Annotated in this window: 19 protein-coding genes and 1 pseudogene; 11 read left to right on the forward strand and 9 right to left on the reverse strand. The window is 70.3% G+C overall.

The features are described from left to right. Positions 1 to 45: 45 nt before the first annotated feature. Positions 46 to 603, forward strand: coding sequence for a TetR family transcriptional regulator (locus tag R4I43_RS07970; protein WP_324264891.1), 558 nt, complete (start codon positions 46 to 48; stop codon positions 601 to 603). 114 nt (positions 604 to 717) lie between these two features. Here R4I43_RS07970 and R4I43_RS07975 read toward each other — a convergent pair whose 3' ends face one another. Together R4I43_RS07975 and R4I43_RS07980 are read right to left on the reverse strand one after the other, a co-directional pair. Then, complete coding sequence (locus tag R4I43_RS07975) at positions 718 to 1329, reverse strand: dihydrofolate reductase family protein (RefSeq protein ID WP_324264892.1); 612 nt, start codon at positions 1327 to 1329, stop codon at positions 718 to 720. Positions 1330 to 1392: 63 nt separating this feature from the next. Next, positions 1393 to 2268, reverse strand: a complete 876-nt coding sequence (locus R4I43_RS07980; protein WP_324264893.1) for a MurR/RpiR family transcriptional regulator — start codon at positions 2266 to 2268, stop codon at positions 1393 to 1395. A 124-nt stretch (positions 2269 to 2392) separates the two neighbouring features. On the opposite strand from R4I43_RS07980, the gene R4I43_RS07985 reads away from it, so the two are divergent. The 4 genes from R4I43_RS07985 to R4I43_RS08000 are packed head-to-tail and all read left to right on the forward strand — an operon-like array spanning position 2393 to position 6245. Next, positions 2393 to 3772, forward strand: coding sequence for an MFS transporter (locus R4I43_RS07985; protein ID WP_324264894.1), 1380 nt, complete (start codon positions 2393 to 2395; stop codon positions 3770 to 3772). Next, complete coding sequence (locus R4I43_RS07990; RefSeq protein ID WP_324264895.1) at positions 3769 to 4227, forward strand: GAF domain-containing protein; 459 nt, start codon at positions 3769 to 3771, stop codon at positions 4225 to 4227. The genes R4I43_RS07985 and R4I43_RS07990 overlap by 4 nt, the downstream gene beginning before the upstream one ends. Continuing rightward, complete coding sequence (locus R4I43_RS07995) at positions 4224 to 5432, forward strand: metal-dependent hydrolase family protein (RefSeq protein WP_324264896.1); 1209 nt, start codon at positions 4224 to 4226, stop codon at positions 5430 to 5432. The genes R4I43_RS07990 and R4I43_RS07995 overlap by 4 nt, the downstream gene beginning before the upstream one ends. A gap of 18 nt (positions 5433 to 5450) precedes the next feature. After that, entirely contained in the window at positions 5451 to 6245 is a 795-nt protein-coding gene (locus R4I43_RS08000; RefSeq protein ID WP_324264897.1) for an aminoglycoside 3'-phosphotransferase, read from the forward strand. Positions 6246 to 6257: 12 nt separating this feature from the next. Here the strand turns inward: R4I43_RS08000 and R4I43_RS08005 are convergent, their stop codons facing one another. From R4I43_RS08005 to R4I43_RS08015, 3 genes are all read right to left on the reverse strand, one after another. Beyond that, complete coding sequence (locus tag R4I43_RS08005) at positions 6258 to 7544, reverse strand: SLC13 family permease (protein WP_324264898.1); 1287 nt, start codon at positions 7542 to 7544, stop codon at positions 6258 to 6260. A 171-nt stretch (positions 7545 to 7715) separates the two neighbouring features. Next, positions 7716 to 8738, reverse strand: coding sequence for an LLM class flavin-dependent oxidoreductase (locus R4I43_RS08010; RefSeq protein WP_324264899.1), 1023 nt, complete (start codon positions 8736 to 8738; stop codon positions 7716 to 7718). A 7-nt stretch (positions 8739 to 8745) separates the two neighbouring features. After that, the gene (locus R4I43_RS08015) at positions 8746 to 9858 is read right to left on the reverse strand and encodes an acyltransferase family protein (RefSeq protein WP_324264900.1); all 1113 of its coding nucleotides are present in this window, start codon (positions 9856 to 9858) and stop codon (positions 8746 to 8748) included. Between the two features lie 159 nt (positions 9859 to 10017). On the opposite strand from R4I43_RS08015, the gene R4I43_RS08020 reads away from it, so the two are divergent. From R4I43_RS08020 to R4I43_RS08030, 3 genes are all read left to right on the forward strand, one after another. Continuing rightward, the gene (locus R4I43_RS08020) at positions 10018 to 10962 is read left to right on the forward strand and encodes a HAMP domain-containing sensor histidine kinase (protein WP_324264901.1); all 945 of its coding nucleotides are present in this window, start codon (positions 10018 to 10020) and stop codon (positions 10960 to 10962) included. Beyond that, positions 10962 to 11612: a response regulator transcription factor gene (locus R4I43_RS08025; protein ID WP_324264902.1), complete on the forward strand. Its 651-nt coding sequence runs from the start codon at positions 10962 to 10964 to the stop codon at positions 11610 to 11612. The genes R4I43_RS08020 and R4I43_RS08025 overlap by 1 nt, the downstream gene beginning before the upstream one ends. A 207-nt stretch (positions 11613 to 11819) precedes the next feature. Beyond that, a complete protein-coding gene (locus R4I43_RS08030) occupies positions 11820 to 11942 on the forward strand; it encodes a hypothetical protein (protein WP_324264903.1) in 123 nt (40 codons plus the stop codon). A gap of 22 nt (positions 11943 to 11964) precedes the next feature. On the opposite strand, the gene R4I43_RS08035 is transcribed toward R4I43_RS08030, so the two are convergent. After that, entirely contained in the window at positions 11965 to 12906 is a 942-nt protein-coding gene (locus R4I43_RS08035) for a helix-turn-helix transcriptional regulator (protein WP_324264904.1), read from the reverse strand. A 62-nt stretch (positions 12907 to 12968) separates the two neighbouring features. Here R4I43_RS08035 and R4I43_RS08040 point away from each other — a divergent pair, with 62 nt between their 5' ends. From R4I43_RS08040 to R4I43_RS08050, 3 genes are read left to right on the forward strand one after another with little or no spacing between them, the layout of a single operon-like run. Beyond that, a complete protein-coding gene (locus R4I43_RS08040; RefSeq protein ID WP_324264905.1) occupies positions 12969 to 13538 on the forward strand; it encodes a DinB family protein in 570 nt (189 codons plus the stop codon). Positions 13539 to 13543: 5 nt separating this feature from the next. Beyond that, positions 13544 to 14626: a winged helix DNA-binding domain-containing protein gene (locus R4I43_RS08045; protein ID WP_324264906.1), complete on the forward strand. Its 1083-nt coding sequence runs from the start codon at positions 13544 to 13546 to the stop codon at positions 14624 to 14626. 39 nt (positions 14627 to 14665) lie between these two features. Beyond that, the gene (locus R4I43_RS08050) at positions 14666 to 15379 is read left to right on the forward strand and encodes a hypothetical protein (RefSeq protein ID WP_324264907.1); all 714 of its coding nucleotides are present in this window, start codon (positions 14666 to 14668) and stop codon (positions 15377 to 15379) included. 20 nt (positions 15380 to 15399) lie between these two features. On the opposite strand, the gene R4I43_RS08055 is transcribed toward R4I43_RS08050, so the two are convergent. From R4I43_RS08055 to R4I43_RS08065, 3 genes and pseudogenes are all read right to left on the reverse strand, one after another. Further along, entirely contained in the window at positions 15400 to 15774 is a 375-nt protein-coding gene (locus R4I43_RS08055; RefSeq protein ID WP_324264908.1) for a hypothetical protein, read from the reverse strand. Positions 15775 to 15961: 187 nt separating this feature from the next. Beyond that, positions 15962 to 16369, reverse strand: a pseudogene (locus R4I43_RS34290) (DUF4241 domain-containing protein); the annotation flags it as partial. Positions 16370 to 17028: 659 nt separating this feature from the next. Beyond that, complete coding sequence (locus R4I43_RS08065; RefSeq protein WP_324264910.1) at positions 17029 to 17664, reverse strand: TetR/AcrR family transcriptional regulator; 636 nt, start codon at positions 17662 to 17664, stop codon at positions 17029 to 17031. Positions 17665 to 17726: the final 62 nt, after the last annotated feature.

Consider the following 17726-nt stretch of genomic DNA (forward strand, 5'->3'; position numbering starts at 1 on the left):
TTCAGGCTAAACTGGGGGCGTCGATCGGTCAACGGGAGGTTTGGGGTGCGCTACCACCGCAGCGACGTCGTGGCTCGGGCCATCGAGGTGCTCGACGAGTACGGGCTGGAATCGCTCACGATGCGCCGGCTCGCCTCCGAGCTCGGCGTGCAGCCCAGCGCGCTGTACCACCACGTCCCCAACAAGCAGTCGCTGCTGGCCGCGGTCGCCGACGAGATCCTGCGGCGCGGGAGCAGGCCCCGCCGCGCCGAGCGCTGGGACCGCAGGGCGATCGAGATCTGCGCCGAGCTGCGCGACGCGATGCTCGCCTACCGGGACGGCGCCGAGGTCGTCGTCGCCGCCCACACCTTCGGTCTCGGCGCCCGCGAGCCCGCGGCAGCGCTGCGCTCCGCCCTCGCCGACGGGGGCCTGCCCGAGGACCTCGTCGACGTCGGCACCCGAGCGATCCTGCACCTGGTCTTCGGTCACACCGTCGAGGAGCAGACCGCGATGCAGGCCGCCAGCGCCGGGGCCATCGACCGGAACCCGGGCGCCGAAGCCGATTTCGAGCAGAGCCTGGAGCTGCTCCTCGACGGGCTCCGCGCCCGGGTCTCGGCGAGCTGAACGCCCGCGCCGCCTCGGTGGTGGGCGTCGTTGCGCTCAGCGGTGGCCGGTCTCGCCGACGAGGGCCTGCTCAGGCCGTCCAGCTGCCGGGCGCGCGACCTGATCGACGCTCGGTCACTCGCCGACCGTGCCGTACTCGGGCCGCCCCGCGGTTCGGTAGGTCTGGATGGTGACGCCCTTCGGCGTGGACCGGCATTCGGCGAGTTCGAGCTCCAGGTCGACGCCCCGGTCGGCGAAGAGCCGCATCCCCTGGCCGACGATCACCGGGAAGGTGAGCAGGTTGAGCTCGTCGACCAGGTCGTTGTCCAGCAAGAACCGCACCAGGGTGGCGCTGCCGTGGACCTGCAGCTCCCGGCCCTGCTGAGACTTGAGGTCTCGGATCGCCCCCGCGACGTCGCCGGTGAGCACGGTGGTGCCGGACCACTCCGGGTCGGTCAGGGTCGTGGACGGCACGTACTTCGGGAGGGCGTTGAGCTGGCTCGCGATCGGGTCGTCGGGGTCGAGCACCCTCGGCCAGTACCCGGCGAAGATGTCGTAGGTGCGCCGCCCCAGCAGGAACGCGTCCACCCGCTGGAACGTCGCGTGCATGAACTGCCCCGTCTCGTCGTCGGCCAGCGGAGCGAGCCAGCCACCGCGCTGGAACCCGCCGCTGCGGTCCTCGTCCGGCGCGCCGGGCCCCTGCATCACTCCGTCAACCGAGACGAACGTCGTCACCGTCAGCTTCATCGCGCAGTCCTCTCCAGTAGTCGTTCACCGGTGTGGACTCGCGGGCGCCGCGAAGCTCATCGGTCAGTCGCGGCGCGGCCTGCGGTGCAGGAGGCGGAAGCGCGACCACTGGGTCTCCGCGGCTTCGATGGAGCTGCGAGTGCGTTCGGGATCTACTGTGGAGAGTTGCGCGGCGATCGCCTGCGCCACCGCGAGGCCCGGAGCCAGCGAGGGGAAGAACGCGACGCCCTCAGCGGGGATCAGCACGACCTCTTCCGCCGCTGCGGTCAGGGCGGGGCTGGCCGCGTCGGTGAGGACGAAGACCCGCGCGCCCCGCTCGTGGGCTTCCTCGGCCGCGATCACCGTGCTCTGGTAGAGCCGCCAGAAGCTGATCGCGATCAGAACGTCGCCGGGCTCGATCCGGGAGATCGCGTTGGCCAGCTCGGCGTCGTCGTGCACCACCGTCGCGTCGTAGCCCGCCAGTTGCACGTTGTGCCGGAGCGCCGATCCCACCGAGTAGTAGCTGCCGTTGGCCACGATCAGCACCCGTCCGGCCCGGGCGATCGCCTCGGCGATGGTGCGCAGCAGCTGCTCGTCCAGGCGGCGGTTGAGCACGGCCAGCGACTCCAGGTCGCGGCGCAGCGACGCTCCGCCCAGTTCACCCTCGGTCTGCTGCGCGGCGGCCACCTCCGGTGCGCTCAGCGATGACAGGTACCGCGCCCGCAACTCCTGCTGGAGGTCGGACCACCCGCTGAAGCCCAGGATCTGCGCGGTCCGGCTGACCGTGGCGACGTTGACCCCGGCGAGCTCGGCCGCCTCGGCCGCCGAGCTGTAGGAGGCCCGCCGGGGCTGGGTGAGCAGCACCTGCAGCACCGCGGCGCCCTTGCTCCGCAACCCGCGTTCCGGCACCCGCCCGCGCAGCCAGGCCTCGAAGCCGTCGGGCTCGCCGTCGGTGGTCATGCGGCTCCTCTCGACGCGCACAGCTTAACGAGCTCAAAACGCAACGGGTATTGCAGTTTGCAATAACTGCACTATATGTTGCTGGACACTTCGCTCGGTGCTGCGACTCACCTGGAGGCACCTCGTGTCCCTGTTAGCCCGACTCGACCGGCTTCCGCTGAGCCGGCCGCACTACCTCCTGCTGCTGCTCGGCGGGCTCGGCTACACCTTCGACGGCATGGACTCGGCCGTGGTGGCCTTCCTGCTGCCGAGCGTGCAGGACGAATGGGGTCTGACCAACGCCCAGCTCGGCCTGATCGGCTCCGCCACGCCCTTCGGCTTCCTCTTCGGCGCCACCTGCGCGGGGCTGCTCGGCGACCGCATCGGTCGCAAGAAGGTCATGATGTGGGCGCTGGCCGTCTACGCGCTGTTCTCGATCGTCGGCGCCCTGTCGCCCAACTACGAGATCTTCGTCGGCGCCCGCGTGCTCGCCGGGTTCGGCGCCGGTGCCGAGAGCGCGATCATCGCGCCGTTCCTGGCCGAATTCGTCCCCGCCGCCCGGCGCGGCTGGTTCGTCGGTGCGCTCGCCGGGTTCTTCTCCTTCGGCTTCGTCGCCGCCGCGCTGCTCGGCCGCTTCGTCGTGCAGCCGGTGCCCGAGGGCTGGCGATGGGCCCAGGTCATCACCGCGCTGCCCATCGTGATGCTGCTGTGGTGGCGCCGGTCGCTGCCGGAATCACCCCGGTACCTGCTGGCCAGCGGACGAACGGCCGAGGCCGAGGACGTCGTCGTCGACCTGGAGGAGAAGGTCCGGGCCGCGACGGGCGCCCCGCTGCCGCCGATCCCCGAGGCCGCGGTCGAAAAGCCCGCGGAGGCGCGCAAGGTCGGGCTCCTCTCCGCGCTGAAGTACCTGTGGAGCGGGTCGATGGCTCGGCGCACCGCGATCACCTGGCTGATCTGGTTCGTCATCACCTTCTCCTACTACGGCTTCTTCACCTGGATCCCGACCTTGCTGGTGCAGCAGGGCATCACGGTCACCAAGAGCTTCGAGTTCTCGATCATCATCTACCTCGCGCAGGTGCCCGGGTACTTCTCGGCGGCCTGGCTCGGCGAGTCCCTGGACCGCAAGAACACCATCGCGCTCTACCTCGCCGGCGCCGCCGGCAGCGCGTTCTGGATGAGCCAGATGACCGACCCGATCCTGATCACCACCTCGGCGGCGGTGCTGTCGTTCTTCCTCAACGGCACCTACGCGGCCGTGTACTCCTACACCCCAGAGGTGTTCCCGACCTGGATCCGGGCCTCCGGCACCGGCCTGTCCAGCGCGTTCGGCCGGGTCGGCAGCATCATCGCGCCCTCGGTGATCGGCCTGTCGGCCGCATCGCTGGGATTCGCCGGAGTCTTCGGCCTCACCACGGCGGTGCTGGCCGTCGGCGTCGTGTGCACCCTCGCGTTCGGGCTGTCCACCGCGGGCCGGTCGCTGGAGGACCTCAACGAGACCGGCGGAGCGAAGGCGGTGACCCGATGAATCTGTCCGAAGTGGAGGATCGCGTCCGCGAGGACGTCGGTGCCCGGCTGTTCACCGCGCTCGCCTGGTTGCCCGGCCGCCGCGTCCTGCACCGCGCGCACAGCAGTCATCCCGAGCAGTACCCGGTGGGCGGGGAGAAGTCCGTCGAGGTCGCCGCCGGGTGGCTGGACCGCTGCATCACCGCGCAGCTGCCCTACTTCGGTCCCGACGAGGCCTCGGTGCGCGAGGTCTTCGCCGACCACCGGCTCATCGCCGAACTCGGCTGCGGATCGGTGATCAACGTTCCGGTGGTGGACCGGACCGGCACCTTGGGCGTGCTCAACCTGCTCGACGCACCCGGCGCCTACCGGGAGTCGCAGGTGCGGCGGGCTGAAGAGCTGGCCGTGCTGGCCGTGCCCGCGCTGCGCGAACTCGTCCAGCGCATCGACGACATCGAGGAGGAACCCACACCGTGACCACCCTGCTGCTGCGCTCCGGCACGCTGCTCGACGTCGACACCGGCGAGTGCGGCGAAGGCGACCTGCTGTGCGCCGACGGCCGCATCGTCGAGACCGGTCGCGGCCTGAGAGCACCGGACGGTGCGCGCGTAGTGGACCTCGCCGATGCGACCGTGCTGCCCGGGCTGATCGACGCTCACGTGCACGTCACCGCGGCCACCGCCGACCTCGGAGCGCTGCCCTCCTGGTCGCCGTCCTACGCCACCGCGCACGCCGCCCGGATCATGGGCGGCATGCTCGACCGCGGGTTCACCACGGTGCGCGACGCGTCGGGCGCCGATTTCGGCCTCGCCGACGCCCAGTCCGAAGGCCTCATCCGCGGGCCTCGGCTCGCCTTCTGCGGGAAGGCGCTGAGCCAGACCGGAGGTCACGGCGACAGTCGTCCGCGCGGCACCCGCGTGCACGACGGGCACCAGTGCTGCGCCGGACTCGGCCGCATCGCCGACGGCGTCGACGCCGTCCGGGCCGCCGCCCGCGACGAGCTCCGCAAGGGCGCCCACCACATCAAGGTGATGGCCGGGGGAGGCGTCGCCTCGCCCACCGACCGCATCGACTCCACGCAGTACTCGATGGACGAACTGCACGCCATCGTGCAGGAGGCCGAAGCGGCCAACCGCTACGTCGCCGCGCACGCCTACACCGCGCGTTCGGTCAGCCGCTCGCTGCGCGCCGGGATTCGCTCCATCGAGCACGGCAACCTCATCGACGAGTCCAACGTGGCCGAATTCCTCGAGCACGACGCGTTCCTGGTGCCCACCCTGGTGACCTACTGGGCTCTCAAGACCGAAGGACGCGAGTTCGGGTTGCCCGAGGACAGCTGGCGCAAGGTCGACGAGGTGCTCGGCGCCGGTCTCGCCGCGCTGGAGACCGCTGACCGGGGCGGTGTGAAGATCGCCTACGGCACCGACCTGCTCGGCGGCATGCACCGACACCAGAACGAGGAGTTCCGGATCCGCAGCGAGGTCCAGAAGCCCCTGGACGTGATCCGCTCGGCGACCAGCACCGCGGCCGAACTGCTCGGCATGTCCGGTGAGATCGGCACCCTCCGCGAAGGGGCCCGCGCGGACCTCGTCGTCGTCGACGGCGACCCGCTGACCGACGTCGCCGCGCTCGCCGACCCCGAGCGCATCCGGCACGTCGTCCAGGGCGGCGAGATCGTCTGAGGCGGGGACAATGACGATGTGATCGCCTCGGCGCCCGGGGCACCGGTGGAGGTCCCGCCTGCCGTCCGCGAGATCGCGGGCGGCAGGCCGATCCGAGCGGTGTGGCGCAACGAGCTCGGCGGACTGACGTTCCGGGTCGGAGCCGACTCCCGCGCGCTGTTCGTGAAGTGGTCGCCCGTCGAACTGCCGCTGGGCCCAGAGGTGGAACGGCTGCGCTGGTCCGCGAGCCACGCGGCGGTTCCCCGGGTGCTCGACCGAGGTGCGGACGAGGCCGGCGAGTGGATGGTCACCGCCGGCCTGCCGGGCCTGTCCGCGGTCGACGACCGGTGGCTCGCCGATCCTGGAACAGCCGTGCGCGCCATCGGTTCCGGGCTTCGGGCCCTGCACGAGGCGCTGCCGGTGCCCGACTGCCCCTTCGACTGGTCCGTCGAGCGGAGGCTGGCCTCCGCCCGGGAGCGTTCCGCCGAACCAATCGGTCCGGCGGAACGGCCACCCGGGTTGGAGCACGTCACCAGCGTCCGGGAGGCGCTGCGCGTTCTCGCCGACATCCCGCCCGCGGACCGGGTGGTCGTCTGCCACGGCGACGCCTGCGCTCCCAACACGCTCATCGGTGACGACGGCCGGTGCGTCGGCCACGTCGACCTCGGCAGTCTCGGAGTGGCCGACCGCTGGGCCGATCTCGCCGTCGCGACCTGGGCCACCCGCTGGAACTACGGGCCCGGTTGGGAGGAATCGCTGCTGGACGCCTACGGCGTCGATCCCGATCCCGACCGGACCGCCTACTACCGCCTCCTGTGGGCGGTCAGCGACTGACCACCTCGCCGGTCAGCCGAAGTTCGGCAGGACGAGGAGCACCCAGAGGGCCAGTGGGGCCGCCGCGACGATGACGCCTCCGTAGATGAGGAGCTGCCGGAAGAAGGCGTCCTTGTCGACGTCCTTGGCGTTGGCCAGCACGATCGCGCCGTTGGTGGAGAACGGGCTGACGTCGACGACCGTGGCCGCCACCGCGAAGGCCGTGATCATGCCGATCGGTCCCACGCTGCCCGTCTGCAGGAACGGCACCGCCAGCGGGATGAGCGCCCCCATGATGCCCACCGACGAGGCGAACGCCGAGACGATCGCGCCGATGTAGCACAGCAGCAGCGCCGCCAGCAGCGGAACACCGATGCCCGCCACCGAGTGGCCCACGTAGTCGATCGTGCCCATCTTCTCCAGCACGCCGACGTAGGTGAGCACGCCGCAGATCAGCAGCACGGTCGGCCAGGCGACCTCGCCCGGTGCGGCCTTGCCCGTCTTCGGTGAGAGCACGCTGAGCACCACGGCGACGCTCATCGCCATCAGGCCCACGTCGAGGCCGAAACCGAGCGTGGTGACCACCAGGACCGCCAGGCCGGCGAGGGTCAGCACCCGGTCGCGGTTGAGCTTGAGCTCCTCCTCCGGTTCGTCCGCGGGAACCTCGTCGCTCCCGCCCGAACCGGTCGCGATGAGCCGCCGGGCTTCGGTCCCGCGGCGCAGCCGCAGCCCGCCGAAGACCACGAACACCACGCCCGCGATGATCGCGTTGGCGGCGAAGCTGCCCAGGAACAGGGCGACCGGGCTGCCCGGCAGGCCGCTGTTGGCGACGACCTCGTTGACGATGCTGCCGTAGATGCTGATCGGGGAGAACCCGCCCGCCTGCGTGCCGTGCACGACCATCGCGCCCATCAGCAGCGGGTTGATCCGGTAGCGCGCGGCCAGGTTCAGCGCGATGGGTGCCACGATCGCCACCGCCGCCGGGCTGACCGCGCCGATCGCGGTCAGCACGGCGCCGATCCCGAACATCACCCACGGGATCAGCGCGATCCGGCCACCGACCAGCCGGACCGCGCGTTGCACGACCCAGTCGGTCGTGCCGTTCGCCCTGGCTATCGCGAACAGGAACGTCACGCCCACCAGGACCACGAACAGGTCCCCGGGGAAGCCGTCGAAGATGTCGTCTTCGGACAACCCGCCGAAGACCGTGGCGACCAGGAACGCGGCTGCGAAGCACAGCACGCCCATGTTCACCGACAACGTCGTGGCGATGACGAACGCGGCGACCAGCACCAGGATCGATATGACTTCGGGCGGCACCTTTGCCTCCTTGCCTGCGCGGCCCGCGCGCCACGAGGGGTGTGGTGCGCGGCACAGTGGCTCACTGGCTCAGCCACTTTCCGTGAATCGCGGGCTGAAGTCAATACCGAACTGGCCAACTGGCTCAGCCAGTTCTGGGCGTCCTGGTGCTCGGCTCAGCGCGGCGGTGCGTCAGCGCCAGCCGAGTTCGGGGGCCACGTGGCGGAGGACGCTGTCGATGACGTGGGCGTTGTAATCGACACCGAGCTGGTTGGGGACCGTGAGCAGGAGGGTGTCGGCTGCGGCGATCGCCTCGTCCTCCGCCAGCTGCTTGACCAGCACGTCGGGTTCGGCGGCGTAGGACCGGCCGAAGATCGCGCGGGTGTTCGCGTCGATGTGGCCGATCTTGTCCTCGGTGTTGCTCTCGTCGCCGAAGTACATGTCGTCGAGGTCGTTGACGATGGCGAAGATGCTGCGGCTCACCGACACCCGCGGCTCGCGCTCGTGCCCCTCGGCGCGCCACGCCTCCCGGAAGGCCTCGATCTGCTTGCGCTGCTGGACGTGCAGCGGCTCACCGCTCTCGTCGTCCTTGAGGGTGGAGCTCTGCAGGTTCATCCCCAGCTTCGCCGCCCACCGGGCGGTCGCGTTGGAACTCGAACCCCACCAGATCCGATCCCGCAGCCCCGGCGAGTGGGGTTCGACGCGCAGCAGGCCGGGCGGGTTCGGGAACATCGGACGCGGGTTGGGCTGGGCGAACCCGTCGCCCTTGAGGACCTGGAGCAGCACCTCGGTGTGGGTGCGGGCCATGTCGGCGTCGGTCTGCCCCTCCGGCGGCTGGTAACCGAAGTAGCGCCAGCCGTCGATGACCTGCTCCGGAGACCCGCGGCTGATGCCCAGCTGCAGCCTGCCGTCGGAGATGAGGTCGGCCGAACCCGCGTCCTCGGCCATGTAGAGCGGGTTCTCGTAGCGCATGTCGATCACACCGGTGCCGATCTCGATGTGACTGGTCCGGGCGCCGATCGCCGCCAGCAGCGGGAACGGCGACGCGTACTGCTGGGCGAAGTGGTGCACGCGGAAGTAGGCGCCGTCGGCTCCGAGCTCTTCCGCCGCCACCGAGAGGTCGACGGCCTGGTGCAACGCGTCGGACGCGGTGCGCGTCTGCGAGTGCGGCGAGGCCGACCAGTGTCCGAATGACAGGAACCCGATCTTCTTCACCCCGGGTTCAACGCCCGCGAACCGGATTTGTTTCCCGGGTGCGAGGCATCACGCCCCGTTCGAAGGGGCGCATCAGCAGCTTGTGCGCTGGCTTCTCGACCAGCTTCGTGAGCAGCCAGCCGAGCAGGGTGCCGGTGGCCAGCATCGCCAGGGTCTGGGTCACGGTGTCGACACCGGCGTCCTGCAGCTTGCGCAGCACGATGTAGCCGATCGCCTGGTGCATCAGGAAGGTGCCGTAGGAGACACCGGCGAACCAGCTGATCGCGCGCCGCGCCAGCGGTGGCATCGCCATGTCCGGTGCGCGGGCCACCAGCGCGATCAGGCACATGCCGATGGCCACGGCGACCGATGATCCGGTGTCGGCGAGCAGGCCCTCCGGGGTGCGGGTGTAGTTGTGCACCTCCTGCGCCGCCATGCACAGCCCCAGCAGGGCCGCGAAGTGCGCGGTGCTCAGGCGCTTGACCGACCACAACCAGATCGCCACGCCCGCGACGAACAGGTGCCAGCGGTGCATGCCGATCCCGTCGACCACCGTCCGGTAGGCCTCGACGGGGTCGTCGATGCGGATCGGCCACTGCGCCAGCGGTAGCAGCACCGCGGTCCACAGCACGATCAGGATCCGCCGGCCGTGCCCCCATCGGCTGCGGTACAGCAACGCGGCGACGGTGAACCCCATCAGCTGCAGCGGCACCGTCCAGTGCGAGCCGTCGATGAACGGGTAGAACTGCGGCTTCCAGTGCCACAGCATCAGCAGGTTCGCCCGCAGGTCCTCGGGCAGCGGGTAGAACCACCCCTCGATCGGGAAGGCCCGCAGCACGAAGTAGCTGACCACCACGGCGGCCAGGAACGAGGGCAGCAGCCGGGCCACGCGACCCCACCAGTAGCGCAGCATCGACCCGCGGCGGATCGTCACGCACGCGAAGTAGGCGGAGACGACCAGCAGCAGGCTCGCCCCGACCTGGTACGGGAACTCGAAGGCCCGCGGCTCCAGCTCGGGGTGGAGGAAGACGCTCAGGCTCGTGGAGTGGTACAGCATCACCAGCACCACGCAGCCGGCCCGAACAAGATCCCAGCTGATCTTCCGGCGGCTCCGCTCGCCGCCGGCACCGGGTGTCGTCACGCTCGTCGCTCTTCCTCTGCAGCTGTTACCCGAGCCAGCCTCACCCACGAGGGTGGTGTTCCGCCATCGGGGCTGACACCCATTCCTGGTGCGCACCGACCCGTATGGGTGTTCGATCGGCGAGCGGTGGTCGAATGAGGTTGTCAGGAGGTGCGGGACGTGTCCTTGTTCTGGCGGGTGTTCCTGCTCAACGCCGCCGTGCTCACCGCTGCCACGGCGCTGCTGGTGCTCAGCCCGGCCACCGTGTCCACGCCGGTGCTGCCCGCTGAGGGGTTGATCCTGGTCGCCGGGCTGGCCGCGATGCTGGTGGCCAACGCGGTGCTGCTGCGCATCGGGTTCCTGCCGTTGCGGCGGTTGACCCGCGCGATGACCACCATCGATCTGCTGCGGCCGGGCTCGCGCCCGCCGGTGTCCGGGCACGGAGGGATCGCGGACCTGATCAAGGCGTTCAACTCGATGCTCGACCGGCTGGAGATCGAGCGCGCCACCAGCAACGCCCGCGCGCTGTCCGCCCAGGAGGACGAGCGCCGCCGCATCGCCCGCGAGCTCCACGACGAGGTCGGCCAGAGCCTGACCGCGGTGCTGCTGGAGCTCCGGCGGGTCGCCGACGAGGCGCCTGACTCCGTGGCCACCGCGCTGCACCAGGTCCAGGAGACCACCCGCGACAGCCTCGACGAGATCCGCCGGATCGCCCGGCGGCTGCGCCCGGGAGTGCTGGAGGAACTGGGCCTGGCCAGCGCGTTGAAGTCGCTCACCGGCGAGGTCCGCGGGATCGCCGCGCGGTGCCGGATCGATGGCGAGCTCCCCGAGCTCGGCGACGAGGTCGAGCTCGTCATCTACCGGGTCGCGCAGGAGAGCATCACCAACGCGGTCCGGCACTCGGGTGCGACTCGCATCGAACTGCTGGTGTCGGTCGACGACTCGGTGGTCCGGTTGCGGGTGCGCGACAACGGCGCGGGAACCGGCGCCGCCCCCGAGGGGGCCGGCATCCGCGGGATGCGCGAGCGCGCGCTGCTGGCCGGTGCCGTGCTCGCGGTCGAAGCCCCGCCGGACGGGGGGACGCAAGTCAGCCTCGACGTGCCGATCCACAACGGAGGCCGGTGATGACCCGGACCCGGATCCTGCTCGCCGACGACCACGTGCTCGTCCGGCGCGGAGTCAGGCTCATCCTCGACAACGAACCCGACCTCACCGTGGTCGCCGAGGCCGGTGACGGAGCGGAGGCGATCGAGCTCGCCCGCTCCGAGACACCGGATCTGGCGATCCTGGACATCGCGATGCCCCGGCTGACCGGGTTGCAGGCGGCGCGCCAGCTCACCCGGCTGCGGCCGGACCTGCGCATCCTGATCTTGACGATGTACGACAACGAGCAGTACCTGTTCGAGGCCCTCAAGTCCGGGGCCTCCGGGTACGTGCTCAAGTCCGTCGCCGACCGCGACCTGGTCGAGGCGTGCCGCGCGGCGATGCGCGGCGAACCCTTCCTGTACCCGGGCGCGGTGACCGCGCTGATCCGCAGCTACCTCGACCGGGCGGGCCAGGGCGAGCAGGTTCCGGACCGCGCCATCACCGACCGGGAGGAGGAGATCTTGAAGCTCGTCGCGGAGGGGCACTCCTCCAAGGAGATCGCCGACTTGCTCGTCATCAGCATCAAGACGGTGGAACGCCACCGCTCCAACCTCATGGCGAAGCTCGGCATGCGGGACCGCCTCGAACTCACCCGCTACGCGATCAGGGCCGGTTTGATCGAACCCTGAAGCTGAATCCGCTTCGAACCAGGGGACGCGGTTCGGGAACGGCGTGCGGCGACACGGGGTTGGACGCGGTGCCACCCCGAACTGACCAATGTGGCTAGCTCGTCCGGGCTAAACAGCGAGGTCGCCTCACGGTGTGAACGGCGGTTTCGCAGCCATGCGGTATGACCGGAGAATCGGGATTCCGCATGAGAGCAGAGGCCAGAAACCGTGACGACACGACCGAAGGTCTTCACCGTCTACCTCCTGATGGCCTGCCGCTTCGGCGCGGCGGCCAGCAGGGCCGCCATTCGCTCCTCCGGAGCCAAGGCAGTGCACCGGGAGAAGAGCTGAAGTTCATTCATTCACAAGGGTTTCAGTCCGCTCGCGCCGCTTTGGCGTAGCGGTCGGCGAGCTGAGCGCAGGCGACCTCGAGCTCCGGCGGCCCGAGCACCTCCAGGTCCGCGTCGTACTTGCCGAGTTCGGCCGCCAACGACCGCCAGGACCACGAACCGAGGGAGAGCTTGCATCGGCCATCGGTCAGTTCCTCGACCACCCCGTCGTAGGTGTAGCGCGAGACCGTGGCCGCAGGCAGGTCGAGGATGACTTCACCCTGGCACGGCCAGGTTTCCGAGCCCTGGAACCGGTTTCGGACGAATGCCGTCACCTCGCCGCCCGGCAGCTCGCGCGGGATGAAGCGCGGCCCGGTGGGGATGCGCGGGGTGATGCGGTCGGCGCGGAAGGTGCGCCAGTCGTCCCGGTCGAGGTCCCACGCGATGAGGTACCAGCGCCCACCCCAGGTGATCAGGTGGTGCGGCTGCGTCCGGCGCGCGACGGACGAGCCCTCGTAGTCGAAGCGGAGTTCCTCCCGCGAGTGCACCGCGCTGCTCAACGCCATCAGCACATCGCTGTCGACGCGTTGAGCCGTGCTGCGTTCGACCGCCGTGACCTGCAGCGCGTCGATCCGGTGGCGCAGCCGGGACGGCATGACCTGGCGGACGGTGGTCAGGGCGCGGTGGGCCGCCTCCTCGATGCCCGCACCGGCGGTGGTGGCGATGCGCAGCGCGATGGCCAGCGCCACCGCTTGTTCGTCGTCGAACAGCAGCGGCGGCAGGTTGCTGCCCGCCTCCAACCGGTACCCGCCGTCGGGTCCCTTGACGGTCGCGATCGGGTAGCCCAGCTCCCGCAGCCGGTCGACGTCGCGGCGGACCGTCCGGTCGCTGACCTCCAGGCGTTCGGCCAGCACGGAGCCCGGCCAGTCCCGCCGGGCCTGCAACAGGGACAGCAACGCCAGAAGCCGAGCCGAAGTTTTCCGCATGAACTCCATAGTGCCCGCATTAGCGGACACAACCTGACCGCTACTGGTGGCAACCTGCACTCATGACTACGACGGAGAACGCACTCGACATCGAAAAGCGCGACCTGCTCGCCGAGCTCGCGACCGTGCGCGCACAACTCCTCAACACCGTGCGGGGGCTCAGCGACGAACAGCTGGGCGAACGCCCGACCAAGAGCGAGCTGTGCCTGGGAGGCATCGTCAAGCACGTCGCCAGCACCGAGCACGCGTGGCTGCGGTTCGTGCTCGAAGGCTCCTCGGCCATGTCCTTCGCGCTGCCCGACGGCGTCACCTGGGCCGACATCGAGGCGGGCACCGCGCGCGAGTACCCGCAGTGGATGGTCGACCGGCTCAACGACTTCCAGATGCTGCCCGGCGACACCCTCGACAACATCGTGGGGCGCTACCAGCAGGTGGCCGCGCGCACCGAGGAGATCGTCACCGCGCTGCCCGACCTGCTGACCTCCCACGCGGTGCCCGAGGCTCCCTGGAACGAACCCGGTACCGAGCTCAGCGCGCGCCGCGTGCTGCTGCACGTGATCTCCGAGACGGCGCAGCACGCCGGGCACGCGGACATCATCCGCGAGTCCATCGACGGCCAGACGACCACCTGAGCGGCATGGCGGTTCTCGACAACCGGGCGCTCAACCGAGCGAGCCTGGCCCGCCAGTTCCTGCTGCGCCCGACCGACCTCGCACCTCGGGACGTCGTCGCGCACCTGTGCGGCATGCAAGCCCAGGAACCGCAGGAACCGTTCGTCGGCCTCTGGTCCCGGCTGCGCGCGTTCGACCCGGCCGAGCTCTCGGACCTGCTGAGCAGGCGGCGGGTGGTGCGGACCCACCTGATGCGCCGCACCATCCACCTGATGGCCGCCGAGGACGTGCTGTCCTGGCGTTCGCGCCACGACAAGATGCTGCTGCGACGGGTTCTCGGGGTCTACCGGAGCGAGCTGGACGAGGTCGATCTCGACGAGCTCGCGGAGGCCGGCCGGGAGGTGCTGGCCGGGGACGAGCCGCACTCGCAGGCCGAGCTCGCGAAGGCGCTCGCGCACCGCTGGCCCGGCCGGAGCCCGCGCGCGCTGGGGGAGGCGCTGGTGGGGGCGCTGATCCCGATGGTGCAGGTGCCGCCGCGCGGGCTGTGGCGGACCGGGGGTGCGGCCCGCTACCTGCCGGTGTCCTCCTGGCTGGGCCGCGAGGTCGATCCCGAGTCCCCGGACGACGAGGCCGGTCAGGAGTTGGTGCGTCGCTACCTCGCGGCGTACGGGCCGGCCGCCACCGCTGACATCCGTGCTTGGTCGGGACTGGCGGCGCTGCCCGGCGCGGTCAAGGCGGTGCGCGACGAGCTCGTGTCCTTCCGCGACGAGCGCGGGCGCGAGCTGCTGGACCTGCCGGGCGCGCCGCGCCCCGATCCGGACGAGCCCGCTCCGGTGCGCTTCCTGCCCGCGTTCGACAACGCCATCCTCGGCTACGACGATCGCAGCCGGATCGTCGACCTTGAACACCGCGGTCTGTCGGTGGCCGGTGAACGCGTCGTGCTGGTGGACGGACGTGTCGCCGGAACCTGGAAGTTCGCCGAGGAGGCGGTGAGCGTCACGCCGTTGCGCCCGCTGTCACCCCGGGAACGCGCGGACCTGGTCGAGCAGGGCGGCGAGGTGGCGATGTTCCTCTCCGGCGGCACGAGCGACCGCGCGGACGTGATCTAGTGGTGGCGTCGCGATCGATCGGTGTGCACAGTGGAGGCCATGCTGTTCCGCGTACCCACGCCCTCTGACGTAGTCGGCCTCGCGAAGTCCACGGTGGGCTGGGCCACCGAATCGGCCACCGCCGTGGCCACCGCTCCGGCTCGTGTTCTCGGCCTCATCGGTGACGCGGAGAAGCTGGTCGGCCGAATCTCGATCGTGGTGGACCAGGTCGAGGAGGTAATCCAGCGGGCCAACAACACGGTTCTGGAAGCGGAGGACACGATCCAGGACGCGCGAGCGGTCGCGGTCTCGGCGGCACCGGTCGTGGCCGACGCCGGTCGGGTCTCCGCGCTGGCCGAAGCGGTCGTCGGGCGCGCCAGCGGCGTGTGCGACGACGCCGCCAAAACCGTTGAGGAAGCCCGGCGCACGTCCGCTGGAGCCGATGAACTGCTCGCCGTCTACGCGCCGACGGCGAAGAAGGCCGCACCGCTGCTGGACCGGTTCGTCGACGAGCTCTCCGAAGCCGAGGTCGACGCCGCGATCCGGCTGGTCGACGAATTGCCGCAGCTCACCGAGCACGTCCTCACCGACATCCTGCCGATCCTGCGCACCCTCGACCGCGTCGGCCCGGAGATCCACGAGCTGCTGGAGGTCACCTACGACGTCCGCCGGGCGATCGCGGGCATCCCCGGGTTCCAGTTCTTCCGCCGTCGCGGGGAGGACAAGGTCGACGAGGAGGACTCGAAACCGCAGCCGGTCGCCAGCCGGGACTGATCGCCGGCGGATCGCTCGCATCAGCTCTCGGGTTCCTCCGCAGGTACCGGGTTCTCCGCGGGGACTGCCGGTACCGCTGCGGTCATCTCGGCCGCCGCGCACGGCACCATCGGCTGCGCCATCGTCGCGGCGACCGGGGCGATCGCCGCGGTGGCAGCCGACAGTTCCGACATCTCCGACAGTTCCGCGCCCGGGGTGGTGCGGACGCTCCACACCACGGTGCCCTCGCTGTTGCGCAGCTCGATGCCGTCGTCGTCGACGGCGAGGGTGGCGCCCGGGTCGCCGTCGGTGCCCGTGGACCACACGACCCGGCCGCGCCGGTCGTAGAGGACGAGATCGCCGCCGTCCAGGAGCTTGCAGCGACCCGTACCGCGGCCCTCGTTGCTGTAGAGCACCAGGTTCCCGTCGTCCTGGTGGGTCAGTCTCGTGGCCGGTCGCGTAGTCGCCCGGCTCGTAGTCCGGCACGTCCTCCGGGTCGTGGTCGCCGTCGTCATCGTCTTCGTCGGTCAGGATGAAGAAGTCCGTGACGAAGCAGGCGATCTCACCGTCGGCGTTGCGACCGACCCAGGTCGGGTAGTGCCCGTCTCCGCCGCCGGAGTGGCACACGACGACCACCGTGCGGTCCTCGTCGTCGGTGAACCGCCCGATCTCGTTGTCGCCGTCTTCTTCGAGGCGCTCCAGGACGCGGTCGACGTAGTCCTCGTCGTCGCAGTACGAGAGGTTCCCCTCGTCGACGAATCCCCCGGTCCCGCCGTCGACCGGGTAGCTGAAGAACGAGTCCCCGTCCAGTGTCGAGGCGTCCTGCCCCTCGATGACCGCCATCTCCCACGTGGCGACCGGCTCGTCGCGGACCGCGATCTTGATCACGGCCACGGTCTGGTACCAGCTCGGTTGGTCCGGTTCGCCGAAGCGGGCCTCGGCGAGCACCACCGGGTAGGTGCCGGGCGGGACTTCCTGCACGAACGCCCCGTTCTCGGACGAGCCGAACATGAACGGCTCGCCCGCATGGACCTTGCCGGTGGGACATCCACAGCGAGGTTTCCCGGTGCAGCCGGACGGTGGCGCCTTCGCCGTTGCGCAGGGTGTGGCGTGAACCGTCGACGAAGATCGTGTCGAAGTCGGGGGCGGGGATCGGCATGGGGGCTCTTCCGTTGCGGGGACGGGTCAACACGTGGCGCGAGCCGTTTTCGGTTCGGTCCACACGCGAGATGAGGGTCGCTGCTGCGGTGGCCGCGCGGGGGGGGTGGGGACCCGCGGCGGCCCCCGCGGGGCCACCCGGCCCCGCCATTGCCCCCCTGCAGTTGTCAAACAGCAAGCGCCGCAGGCGCGTTGGGGCACTCGACCGGTGGCCGGTGGTCATCCGGTGCTGGGCGGTGGGCCTCGCGATCCGGTGGGTTCGTCCGGACTCTGCCGGGTCAGGTGTGTCGGGTTGGGCGAAAGCAGTCCTGCCGAGCGCATCTGGAACCTCCTGTCGGCCACTGTGGACGGTCCTGCGGAGTGGGGCGAGCTGGGGAGCGCGGGGTTCATGGCTGTCGAACTCATGTGCTAAATGATGGCATGGCTGCGCTCGAAAATGCGAGCGAAATCGAGTCGCTAGATGGGGTGGTCGAGTTGATCACTCAGCGAAAGCGATTGATGTGAAACCCATTTCAGTCGCCCACTGAGGGGTGACGCGCTTCGGGTGGCAGCAGGGCCGGGTACCAGATGTCGGTGAGCGTCACCGCTGGATCGGTGTCGGCGGTGTCCAGAGTGCCCTGCACGGCCCAGCGGGTGAAGAATCGCTCCAGCTGCGTCACCAGCAGGCCGACGCGGAGCCTTGCCTCGTCGCGGCGGTCCTCGCCCCACCGCTGCAGGTGCCGGGGCATCGCCGCGGGCAGCTCGGCCACGGCCTCGGCCGCGATCGGCCGGAACGAGGGTTCCAGGGTCACGGCCTCGTCCCACACCGGCAGGATGTCCCGGTTCTTCTCGAACCAGTCCACGGCGCGGCGCAACCACTCGGTGAACTCGGCGCGCGAACCGGTGGCCAGCACCGCGTCCAGCTCGGCGTAGACCGAAACCGCGCGTTGCTGCGCCGTTTCGGCGCCGATCCGCCGCAGGACGTCGGGTTTCCCGCTGAAGTGCAGGTAGAAGGTGGCGCGACTGCACCCGACATCGGTGGTGATGTCGTCGATGGTGACCGCCGCGTAGCCGCGTTCGACGAACTGCCGTCGCGCCGCCTCCAGCAGCGCGGTGCGAGTCCGCTGCTTCTGCTGCTGGCGCAGGGTGGGGCGCTGGGCGTCGGTCACGAGACCGACCATACCGCTGAACACTCACTAGACACTGCGTCAGTGAAATGGCAGAGTCGATC

The organism is Saccharopolyspora mangrovi, assembly GCF_035320975.1.
Taxonomy (GTDB): Bacteria; Actinomycetota; Actinomycetes; order Mycobacteriales; family Pseudonocardiaceae; genus Saccharopolyspora; species Saccharopolyspora mangrovi.